This is a genomic window from Biostraticola tofi (assembly GCF_004343195.1).
GTDB classification, from domain to species: Bacteria; Pseudomonadota; Gammaproteobacteria; order Enterobacterales; family Enterobacteriaceae; genus Biostraticola; species Biostraticola tofi.
Genome location: NZ_SMCR01000005.1, coordinates 121,986 through 133,539, shown reverse-complemented (window position 1 = coordinate 133,539; position 11,554 = coordinate 121,986). Strand labels below are relative to the sequence as shown.

At 49.6% G+C, this 11,554-nt stretch carries 10 protein-coding genes and 1 tRNA gene; all 11 read right to left on the bottom strand.

Annotated features, from left to right (window positions below; translation table 11 throughout):
• Positions 1 to 189 precede the first annotated feature (189 nt).
• Positions 190 to 585, bottom strand: a complete 396-nt coding sequence (cheY, locus tag EDC52_RS12345; protein ID WP_131865636.1) for a chemotaxis response regulator CheY — start codon at positions 583 to 585, stop codon at positions 190 to 192.
• A 34-nt stretch (positions 586 to 619) separates the two neighbouring features.
• Positions 620 to 1,663, bottom strand: a complete 1,044-nt coding sequence (locus EDC52_RS12340) for a protein-glutamate methylesterase/protein-glutamine glutaminase (protein WP_131865635.1) — start codon at positions 1,661 to 1,663, stop codon at positions 620 to 622.
• The gene (locus tag EDC52_RS12335; protein WP_230468037.1) at positions 1,660 to 2,481 is read right to left on the bottom strand and encodes a CheR family methyltransferase; all 822 of its coding nucleotides are present in this window, start codon (positions 2,479 to 2,481) and stop codon (positions 1,660 to 1,662) included. Before EDC52_RS12335 ends, EDC52_RS12340 begins: the two co-directional genes overlap by 4 nt.
• Positions 2,482 to 2,620: 139 nt before the next feature.
• Positions 2,621 to 3,127 carry a chemotaxis protein CheW gene (gene cheW, locus EDC52_RS12330; protein WP_131865633.1) on the bottom strand — a complete coding sequence of 169 codons (507 nt, stop codon included), beginning with the start codon at positions 3,125 to 3,127 and terminating at the stop codon, positions 2,621 to 2,623.
• Positions 3,128 to 3,179: 52 nt separating this feature from the next.
• Positions 3,180 to 5,222, bottom strand: a complete 2,043-nt coding sequence (cheA, locus tag EDC52_RS12325; protein WP_131865632.1) for a chemotaxis protein CheA — start codon at positions 5,220 to 5,222, stop codon at positions 3,180 to 3,182.
• 15 nt (positions 5,223 to 5,237) lie between these two features.
• Positions 5,238 to 6,665, bottom strand: coding sequence for a flagellar motor protein MotB (gene motB, locus EDC52_RS12320; RefSeq protein WP_230468031.1), 1,428 nt, complete (start codon positions 6,663 to 6,665; stop codon positions 5,238 to 5,240).
• The gene (motA, locus tag EDC52_RS12315) at positions 6,665 to 7,540 is read right to left on the bottom strand and encodes a flagellar motor stator protein MotA (RefSeq protein WP_131865630.1); all 876 of its coding nucleotides are present in this window, start codon (positions 7,538 to 7,540) and stop codon (positions 6,665 to 6,667) included. The genes motB and motA overlap by 1 nt, the downstream gene beginning before the upstream one ends.
• A gap of 121 nt (positions 7,541 to 7,661) precedes the next feature.
• Complete coding sequence (gene flhC, locus EDC52_RS12310; RefSeq protein ID WP_131865629.1) at positions 7,662 to 8,243, bottom strand: flagellar transcriptional regulator FlhC; 582 nt, start codon at positions 8,241 to 8,243, stop codon at positions 7,662 to 7,664.
• A 4-nt stretch (positions 8,244 to 8,247) separates the two neighbouring features.
• Positions 8,248 to 8,592, bottom strand: a complete 345-nt coding sequence (gene flhD, locus EDC52_RS12305; RefSeq protein WP_131865628.1) for a flagellar transcriptional regulator FlhD — start codon at positions 8,590 to 8,592, stop codon at positions 8,248 to 8,250.
• A 725-nt stretch (positions 8,593 to 9,317) separates the two neighbouring features.
• Positions 9,318 to 9,394 (bottom strand) — tRNA-Pro (locus EDC52_RS12300).
• A gap of 147 nt (positions 9,395 to 9,541) precedes the next feature.
• Positions 9,542 to 11,230 carry a kdo(2)-lipid A phosphoethanolamine 7''-transferase gene (eptB, locus tag EDC52_RS12295; protein ID WP_131865627.1) on the bottom strand — a complete coding sequence of 563 codons (1,689 nt, stop codon included), beginning with the start codon at positions 11,228 to 11,230 and terminating at the stop codon, positions 9,542 to 9,544.
• Positions 11,231 to 11,554 lie beyond the last annotated feature (324 nt).

Below are 11,554 nucleotides of genomic sequence, written 5' to 3'. Positions count from 1 at the left end.
GGTGACTAGCATGACAAATTAACGACGGCGCGATAGCAGAATAAAGGCCGCATAACGGACGCTGTTTTTTCGATAGGAGGCCTGGATACAGCGCCGAAACCAAAACTGAAGAAGGGATTCCCCAATGATGATTTCGGTTGGAATGGGCAGAACGATCATTTCCCCTGGGCTTGCTGGCACGACTCAGGGCTATAGCCAGCCCACTTTTTTGAAGATGCCATTCAATTTTTCTTCCAGAATGGCGGCGGTAAAGGGCTTGACCACATAGCCATTGGCCCCGGCCTGGGCTGCCGCAATGATGTTTTCCTTTTTGGCTTCAGCGGTCACCATCAATACTGGAATATCGCTTAACGTACTGTCCTGTCGTATCTCAGACAGCAATTGCAGGCCGTCCATATTGGGCATATTCCAATCACTGATCACAAAGTCGAACTTGAGTTCACCGCGCAGCTTATTCAGTGCATCGTTCCCATCCTGAGCCTCTTCCATATTGTGGAAGTCCAGCTCCTTTAACAGTCCGCAGACAATACGCCGCATGGTAGAAAAGTCATCAACAACCAAAAAGCGAAGGTTCTTATCAACCATTATTTATCACTCCTGAACACGAAAGATTACATTATTAAGAGGATGTCTGGCCCGCCAGACAATCGAGTAGTTTTTGGCTCATTTGGTCAAGATCCGCGATGTGCCTAACGCCATTAAGCGCGATGGCTTCTCGCGGCATGCCAAAAATCACGCAACTTTTTTCACTTTGCGCAAAGGTGTATGCGCCGGCATCATACATGCGGCGTAATCCGGCGGCGCCATCGTTACCCATCCCGGTAAGGATGATGCCTATCGCGTGACGGCCAACGCTTTTGGCCACCGAGTTGAACAGCACATCGACCGCTGGCCGATGACGATTTACCGGAGGAAGCGTATTCAGCACGATCTGGTAATGGCTGCCGCTGCGATGCAGCTCCATATGATGATCGCCGGGTGCGATATAGGCATAGCCCGCCTGCACCCGCTCACCATCCTCGCCCTCTTTAACCGTGATATGGCACAATTTATCCAGCCGTTGGGCGAAGGAGCGGGTGAAGCCCGGCGGCATATGCTGGGCAATGACCAACGGCGGGCAGTCTGGCGGCAACGGCATCAGCACTTCACGTATCGCCTCGGTTCCGCCGGTCGACGCGCCAATGGCGATGATGGTTTCCTTCGCCGGAGATGCAGAGAGCGACAACATACCGGACCGCTTTGCCGTGGCAGGGCCTTTGATTTTTGTCCTGCTGGCCATCCGGACTTTCTCGGCAATGGCATTGGCATATTGGTTCAAACTCTGACGCAGCATCGCCTGGGGTTTAGTGAAGAAATCAACCGCGCCCAGCTCAAGGGCCTTGAGGGTGGTTTCAGAGCCTTCAACCGCCAAAAAAGACACCATCACCACCGGCATCGGCCGCAGGCGCATCAGACGCTCAAGAAATTCCAGGCCATCCATTTTCGGCATGGCAATATCGAGCATCAGGACATCTGGGTCATGTTTTTTGATCAAATCCCGGGCCACAATAGGATCCGGCGCTGTAGCCACCATGGTCATATCACTGAAACTATTGATAATTTCTGTCATCAAGCGACGCATCAACGCAGAATCATCAACACATATCACATGAATTTTCTTCAAGGTTTATCCTTAGACAATCGGTAGACCGTCTGTCCCAGGAGGCTAAATGCGTCATTGATCTGAGTCACATTCTCAGAATGGCCCGCAAACAGTAGTCCACCCGGTTTGAGCATTCCGCTAAATCTTTCCAAGATAGATTTTTGTGTTTTTTTATCGAAATAAATCATCACATTGCGGCAAAATATTGCGTCAAACGGTCCCGGGACATCCCAATAATCAGCCAGTAGGTTTAAAGGGCTATAATGAATGGCTGCGCGTATTTCAGGTTTTATTTTAACCATTCCTGCCTGCTCACCGGTTCCCCGCATGAAGTAACGCCTTTTACGCTCCTGGGACAAAGATTCGATATCGACTGCTCGATATATACCCCGCTCAGCGGTGGCTAATACATCAGTGTCAATATCCGTTGCCCAAATACGCGGACCATTGATAGATGTGCCGAGCACTTCATCCAGCTGTATTGCAATAGAACAGGGCTCTTCGCCGGTGGATGACGCTGAACTCCAGACTTTATAACCGTGGCGCCGTTGATTCGCATGTTTCGCCAAGATCGGAAAGTGATGTGCCTCCCGGAAAAAAGACGTCAGGTTGGTCGTCATGGCGTTGATAAATACCTGCCATTCCGGCCCATGTTTATCCTTTTCTAAAATGGCCAGATATTGGCTAAAGCGAGTAAAACCATGGGAACGTAAAATACGGGAAAGACGGTGATAGACCATATCTCGTTTATGTTGAGAAAGGACTATCCCGGACCGTTGATAGATTAATTCACCAATTCGATTAAATTCGTGTTCTGTAATTTCATACTGTTTTTTTATCAAACTGAATTCATCGAGTAAGGAAAATGGCGAATAATTCTGCTTCACTGAACTTCCCTTGTTTTCCCATAAATGGGTCCATCGCTATAAACACGCACACATATTCCATTGCAATTGTGGACTATACCTGGTAACTCAATCAATTGGCTGCACCCTGTGCAACGCTATCAATCAGCTGCATTTCTTCACTGCTGAGCAGTTTCTCAATATCGACCAATATAATCATTCGTTCGTTAATAACGCCTAATCCCATCAGATATTCGGTCGGCATAGAAATTGAGAAATCCGGCACTGGACGAATTTCAGACGCCTGCAGGGACAACACGTCTGAAACGCCATCCACCACAATGCCCACCACCCGTTCCAGAAAATTGAGTACAATAACGACAGTATTGTTATCGTAAGTGACTTCATCATTTACCAGCTTCATCCTGAGATCGATTATCGGCGCAATGACCCCACGTAAGTTAGTGACGCCTTTAATAAAATCCGGAGTATTTGCGATTCTCGTTACGTGATCATAGCCCCTTATCTCCTGCACCTTGAGTATATCGATGCCATATTCCTCCTGTGCTACAGTAAAAATAAGGACTTCCTGACCACCAGGCTCTTCCATTTTTTTATGTTCGGTTGCCATACCCATCATCGTTTTGATCATCCATTGTCAATTATCTGCAAAGTCGTCGTGTTTGAAATATTCATGCACATGAAAGGCGCTTGTCCTGGCATATCTGGGGTAAGGCCACCGCATCAATGATCAACGCAACTTTACCGTCGCCTAAAATGGTGGCCGCCGACACACCACCTACCCTTCGATAATTCATTTCAAGATCTTTTACCACGACCTGATGCTGATCAATGAGCTGATCAACCATCAAGGCGTAGCGCATTTTCGCACCTTGCAAAATAACGGCGATAGCCTTGGAGGGATCTTCCTGGGCATCTTTTATATCGAAGACCCGGTGAAGTTCAAACAAGGGAAGATATTCTCCTCGAACTTGCAACATGCATTCACCCCGCGAAATAGGATGCAGTTCCTGTTCTTCGGGCTTTAGGGATTCGACTACCGAGTTCAGCGGCAATATAAAGGTTTCGCCGCCAACCCTGACCGACATGCCGTCGAGGATCGCCAGCGTCAGGGGTAACAGGATGCGCACCAGGGTGCCTTGATTCGGCGCTGAGCGAATCTCGATGCCGCCGCCAAGATCCTTGATATTACGTTTAACGACATCCATGCCGACTCCCCTGCCGGACACATCGGTGACATGCTCGGCGGTAGAAAAGCCTGGGGCAAAAATCAACTGCCATACTTCTTCATCGCTGATATTTTCAGCGATATCCATTCCCTGGGACAAGGCTTTTGCCAGGATGCGCTCACGATTCAGCCCGGCGCCATCATCGCTAATTTCAAGAATGATATGGCTACCGCGATGCTCTGCCGAAAGCGTCAGCGTCCCGGTGGCGGGTTTACCATTGGCCAGACGGGTTGCTACATCTTCAATGCCGTGATCAAGGCTGTTACGGATAAGATGCGTCAGCGGATCGATGATTTTCTCAATCAGGCTTTTATCAAGCTCAGTCGAGCCGCCCTTAATCTGCAGTTCGCACTGCTTGTTCAGCTTACCCGCCAGATCACGCACCAAACGTGGAAAACGACCAAACACATACTGCAGCGGCATCATACGGATCGACATTACCGATTCCTGCAAATCCCGGGCATTGTGCTCCAGCTGGCTTATGCTTATCAGCAGCTCATCGCCTACCGAAGGATCAAGGGAAGCGGACAACTGCTTGAGCATGGATTGAGAAATCACCAGCTCTCCCAGCAAATTGATAATCTTATCTACTTTTTCTACCGCCACGCGGATACTGCCGGACTCGGCCGCACGCGGACGCGTACTGGCGCTGTCGAGCTGCGGTGTGCCGCCGGCCGCCACGGCAGTTGTCGACGGTAGTGGTGCCGCTGCAGCGCCAGGCGCAGCAGCCGTGGCTACCCCATCAGACGCGGTACTTATACCTGCGGAGGCAGGCATAGTAGACGCAGCGCTCAGGTCGGTCGCTCCGGTGTCAGACGCAGCAGCCTTATCGAGGGTGGCAGAGGTTATCTTTATCTGTTCAGGTTCGATAACGAAGCACAGCACGGCGCAAATGTCATCTTCAGACAGCGTGCTTTGCAATGAAATGATATACACCCCATCCTGCTGCTGATGGTTGAGGACGGTGCCCAGATGGGTCAGCTCTTCAACCAGCACTTCGCTCTGTCCCTGCTCCAACTGGTGCAGACAGACGGTCATTAAATGATCATCAACATCAGCCGACTCGGTTTTGGCCTGTCCTGAGACACAGGCACCGCTGGCAGGCAACACCGCCAGTTGGCTCAGCGCCTGGCAAATCGACTCAAAGCGTAGCTCATCCGGCTCTTCACCGGCTTTGTAATCGGTTATCTGATCCTGAATATGATCTTTGGCCTGCAGGAACACCGTGAGAATATCGTCGTTCAGCGCCATGGCGCCGGTTCTGGCATGATCGAGCAGGTTTTCCAGCAAATGCGTGGTCTGCTGCAGCATGACGAATCCAAAGGTCCCGGCTCCGCCCTTGATCGAGTGTGCCGCGCGGAAGATCGCGTTAAGTCGTTCCTGATCGGGCGCATCGAGGTCGATCGCTAACAGCTGCTGCTCCATGTCGGCCAGCAGTTCATCAGCCTCATCGAAAAAAGTTTGATATAGCTCAGTTATATCCATTTTACTCGTGCCCTGTTAACCCTGTGGGGAAGAGGGGTTGGTGACATGGGCCGACTCATCAGCCCCGATGACCAAGTCAATGCCCTCACCCGGCATGATGCCGGCGTTTGTCGGTGGGGAAGGCGTAAGATGGCTAGCATGCTCACCGACGATGCCCTCGGCAGCGGCGGCGGCAGGCAGCCCGGGTAACGCCACTAGCTGACCCGGCGCAGGCAAAGACGATATCACCCTGTAGGCATCCGGCGATGGCGCCAGCTGGGCGGTCGGTGCCGCACCTGGCACCGGAACCAGACCAGATGCTGCCGTTGGAGTCGTACCTGGCACCTGAACCAGGCCAGACACTGCCGTTGGAGCCGCACCTGGCACCTGAACCAGACCAGATGCTGCCGCTGGAGTCGTACCTGGTACCTGAACCAGGCCAGTCGCTGCCGTCAGCGGTATCGTTGGAATCACAACCGGTGCTGATGTCGACTGGGCCGCTGGGGTTGATAAGGTCGAGGCAGCGGATCCCGCCGCCGGTAGCCCGACCGTTTTCGGCTCCGGGATATTCAGCGTATCTTCCAGACGGTCTCTGACCGTTTCCGGCATATCCTCAGACAGAGTGGCCTGGTCCGCTTCCTGCACCGACAGGATTTTCTGTTCAGCCTCTCTGGTTAACACCACAATGCTGATGCGGCGCTGAGAGATATTATCTGACTCAGCGGTGCCGGGCATTTTAAGTACGTCACCCATGCCCATTACCCGAAGGATCTTACCGATATGCAGCCCACCCTCGACCAGTTCACGCCGGGAAGCATTGGCGCGATCGGCGGACAGTTCCCAGTTACTGTAACTCCGCTCGCCATTGGCATACTGTTTGCTGTCGGTATGCCCGGAAAGGCTGATAAGGTTGGGAACATCGTTCAGCACTGGCGCAATCAGCCGCAGGATGTCACGCATATACGGCGCCACCTGCTTACTGCCGGTCAGGAACATCGGTCGATTTTTGCTATCGACAATCTGAATGCGTAGCCCCTCGTCCAGCATCTTGATATTTAGATTCGGTTGCAGCTGACGCAATCGGGGATCACTGCGGATCATCTGCTCCAGTCGCTGCTGGGTTTTACGCAAACGCTGCCGGTCCCGCGTTCTTTCCTGAGAGCGGGAATACTTGGTGACCTCGCCCTCCTGCTTGATGATATCGCTGCCGCCGCCGGGAATGATATTATCGCTGATGGTAAAGCGGTTGCCCTGGGCCAGCGCGGTATGCAGCGGCATCTTGAAGTAGTCAGCCACCTGCTTGCGCTCTTCAGGACTGGACGAACTCAGCAGCCACATCACCAGAAAGAACGCCATCATGGCGGTCATAAAATCGGCATAGGCGATTTTCCACGTACCGCCGTGATGGGCGGTTTTTGGGGATTTGCGCTTTTTGACTATGATGATCGGATGCGATTTTTTCATTATACGCCCGTTGTGCTGGCTTTCTTGACGTTACGAATATGCTCTTCAAGCTCAATAAATGAGGGCCGTTCTGTTGAGTAAAGAGTCTTACGACCAAATTCAACCGCAATCTGCGGGGCATAGCCGTTGATACTGGAAAGCAATGTCACTTTGATGCACTGCAGCATTTTCAGATGCTCAAAGCTCTTCTGACGCAGTAGCGCTGCCAATGGGCTCACACACCCGTAAGCCAGCAGGATACCGAGAAAAGTGCCGACCATAGCGTGGGCTATCAATGCCCCCATCTCCGCAGCCGGACGGTCAGCTGCTGCCAAGGCGTTAACAATTCCCATCACCGCGGCAACGATACCAAAGGCCGGCAGCGCCTCACCCACCTGGCTCAGACTGTGGGCCGGCACTTCATCCTCTTGCTCACAGGTGTCGATTTCCTCATCCATCAGCGCTTCGATCTCAAAGGCATTCAAATTACCGGAGACCATAAGGCGCAAATAATCCACCACGAAGTTCATCAGTCCGGGATCGCTCAGCAGCAGCGGATAATCGGCAAAGATCGGGCTGTTAAGGGGATCTTCAATGTCTTTTTCCAGCGTCATCAAGCCTTGCTGACGCCCTTTCGACAATAACCGATACAGCAGAGCCAGCAATTCCATATACATTGCTTTGTTGTATTTTTTTGTCTTGAACAATCTGGGCAAGGCTTTCGCCGTAGCCCGGATGGATTTGAAGCTGTTGCCCACGATAAACGCGCCAACACCCGCCCCGCCGATAATCAAAATTTCAACAGGCTGGAAGAGCGCCCCCAGTTGGCCCCCTGACAGTGCGAATCCCCCAAACACAGAGGCGAAAACAATAAAATAACCAAAAATAACTAGCACAATCGTGCTCCTTACATAGCTTCATGGAGATGTTCAGAAAAGTGCTTCAACGACAGACTGGAAACATCAAAAGGTTGACTTCTGTATGCTGTTTCCGCCAAAGCACCTTTTCATGCGCAGTTCACATATTTCTAACTTCTCTTAAAGAATAAGTAAGACTATCGGCAGCGTTTTCTGAAAGTTTACGTTTTTTTATCGCCCGCGATGGCGGATTACAAAAACTACATAAGAACATAGTGGATGGATGATAGGCATAGGTAATAAACGCGCCACCACATGAGGTACAGCGGGTATGCCCTAATAACTGGCTGTCAATAAAGCGCAGCAAAATCCATGCGCGGGTCAATCCTAATACTGGACCCTCTTCACTCTGGCCTTTCGGGCATAATTCCAGGTAAAGCCGATATGATTTAGTCAATATGAATATAGATGGTCCTTCTTCAACTTTAAGCAGAGAAAGGTATATATTATAAAAAATGGATGAATGAATATTTTGTTCCCAGGTCAGAAACCAGTCTGCTGAAAACGGCAGTAATCCTTTAGGGGGCGGCATCCCCCTGACCTCTTTATAAAGTTTAATCAGCCGGTTACGGCTGATACCGGTTTCACTTTCCAAAATCGGTAGACGGGCACCGAGCGAGATAAGCTCCATCGCCAGCTGGATATCCTTTGCTTCCTGCAAAATACTTTTTCCAGAACTCATAGGACTATCCTTTATGTTGAGCAGTTCTTAGGCTATCAATTGAATCAAGGTATTGGGTTGATAAAATAATTCCCGTATGCACATGCTGCAAATCGTCAACGCGTGATTCTTTGGTTAAGCATGAAATGACCGTTTTATTATCAATTCTTAACTGACAAATTAATTGATTTAGTTCACCCAATTTAATCAAATTGGGGTAAGAGAGAGTAGATAACACATTTATAGTCTCTTCATTCAAACCGAGACGAAAACGAGCAGCCGCTTTATCCTGATTAATTAAAGCTTGAGCCAATAACAAGTACGACAAATTGACTTCGTGAATATTCCTGAGTAAATTTTCGCAACTCATATGATCAATCCTGATTTTTATTAAAGGTGCACGGTGTTACATCATTTTCTGACATTATCGCAAAAGCAGAGTATTGATTACTTACTGAGCAAACGCATTAGGAGTATAAACAAATCTTTGCAAATATATTGATTAACTTAAAGAAGACAACCCCTCCCTGGCGGTATGAATTTCAAATCATAGCGCATTATTATATTAACGCCTGACCTAATGCAAATTAGTTTTGAATTTTTTCATTTAACAATTACCGCTAATAAGAAAAAAATTGTATCATCCAGTTGATTTTAACATGTAATAAAAGAGTAATAACTTTAGTAATCGCTTTTCTACGCTTGAAACACCACGGCAGAAATTCATTAAGCGACTGATAATACTGAACTTAAATAACCCCATCGGGTCGTATTGCTCTTTTTATCCAATGAAATAACGTGCATTTATGATTAATATCACTGAATGCTAAATATAAATATAATAATAAAATTGCTTTTATTGATTTATAAAGTGAATATAACCGACGCTAAGCGGTGAAAATGGTCAAGGTCTCGCTGGACGGGTTCCTGAGACTGATCACCTAGTGATCGGCAGCAGAGCGCTGGCAGACTGATGCTAAGGCTGTGGCAAACCGGCAGAGATTTACCCAAAATGCAGGCGAAAAAAAACGATAAGCCTGCTGGACTTATCGTTTTATCATCCCTGTTCGCCTACCGGAACAGGGGTTTGAAATTTGGTCGGTGAGAGAGGATTCGAACCTCCGACCCATACGTCCCGAACGTATTGCGCTACCAGGCTGCGCCACTCACCGAATGCGGCCGCATCTTACTGCGCCCCTGTTTTAACGTCAATCCCTTTTTATAACATCAATGTTAACTGCATATAAAACCACCGTTATCATCTGGCCACCGGTAACACACCGATGCGCCTGCTTTCACGCCGCGCGGTTTTGTCGACATCAACCTGGGTCGCTCTGTTCGACCGGCTTGGCGCACCAGTTGTTGTCGCTCTTTATACCGCCATCAGCAGAACGGTAACCCAGACACCCCAGGATTGAATCATAAAGCTCCTGATGCCGGTGGGTCACGCCAATCCGCTGCTGAGCCTTCAGCCGCTCGAAAGCCGCATGATGCTCGGGAGAACTGAGGAAAGCATCTGACGCCCAGACCATCAAAGGGACACGAAATTGCTCAGGGGGCGCCATATGGCGCGGAGTACCATGAAAGTGCAGGTTCTCGTCAATTGACTCGCCGTGATCGGCGGCATAGAAAACCAACGCCTTTTTATCCCGGACCTGATCAATTACGCTGTCGATAAAGGTATCGGTATAAAGAACGCTGTTGTCAAAGGCATTGATTAACTGATCCCGGGTGCAGGACTCATCGACCCCTACGCATTCCGGCTGATAGCGGGCGAAGCTGCGGGGATAGCGTTGGGAATAGAGATAGTGGGAACCTTTGGTATGCAGTATTACCAGATGCTTGCCCTTGGGGTAACGCGCCAGGGATTCCTTAAGTTCGCCAACCAACAGCATATCGTCCACTGCCTTGCCGTCATTACGCTTTTCAGAAGCGATAGTTTCACGAAACGAAAAGTTGTTCACATCGGTATTGTTATAAAACCAGACTTCGCTCTGCATGGCGAACAGCTCAGAGGTAAACCCCAGTTTGCGCATAACGGCAAAGACGTTTTGCTCTTTAAGCGTACGCTGTTGATTATCAGCAGCCCCCCCTTCCCTGACGAACATACAGCGCAGCGACAGTTTGGTTGAAGTGTCACAGGATTGGCCGCGAAAGGCGACCAGGTTTTTTTCACGGGATAATTTGGGCGTGGTATCGCGGTGGTATCCCAGCAGGCCCATATGATCCCAGCGGGTGGTCTCGCCAATAATAAACACCACATAGGTATCATCAATACCGGCTGGCGCAACGTAACTATGGTGGTCGGCCGGATTGTACAGGCTGTCCTGATCCTGATTCTCATCAAAAGAGGTATAGGCAAACAGTCCCAGCGCCGCCAGCCAGTTTGACGGCAGATAAGAGTGAGCCACCAGGCCACCGTAGCTGGGCAAATCGATATTGGTGATTTTCTCCTGCACACTTTGCGCGTAATCCTGATAGCGCAGCGGCAACCATACCAGCAGCGCAACGGCCAGCAGGATCAGGAGAGTCCTGGTACGTTGGCCGCGGACTTTGATTTGGGTCAGCAGCGTATCGTTCAAGGCATTCTTCCAGATGAGCATTAGCGGAATGGCGCTGATGCCTATCATCCATAAAAAGAAGTGCATTCCCACGACTTCTTTCGATAAATCAACATCGGTGGTCATTACCGAAGCAATGATGCCGTAGCCGATCACCACGTTGAAATAGGTCATGTAATAACTGGCTGCGACGGAAATTAATACCAGCAACGTTGCCAGCATACGGTATATATGCCGCCCACCCAGTGAAATAATACGCATCAAAAAAAACGTGAACAGCACGGTCGCGACGATTTCAGTCAACGCCACCCGCAATGAAGCAGAGTTTGCCCGCAGGGTAAGCACGTCAAATCGCCGGATAAATACCGAGATATTGAGAAAAATACCGATATAAACCGCGAGGAAAAGAGAAAGCTTTTGGTGCGATAGTTTTTTGAAAAAATCCATTAATGAGGATGCCCCGGTATAACGGTATTGAAATCAATACCCGATAGCTTTTGTTGCCTGTCATTGACATGAAACGGGTCAATATTGCGGGCAACCATCAGTGCGTTTTGCTTATTGTTAGTTTTTATGGACAGGGAAAGCGGCAAAAAGTTTAACCAAAAGAATAAATCACACTCGAAATCACTGGGCATAAAAAAATAGCGCTGCAATCATACCTGTTGCAGCGCTATTCGCATACTTATGACGGTAAGCGGTTCAAGCTTCCAGAGAGGTGCCATCGACGTGCCCCGCCATAGCGCCTTTCATACCGCCGCTAAGCCGGTT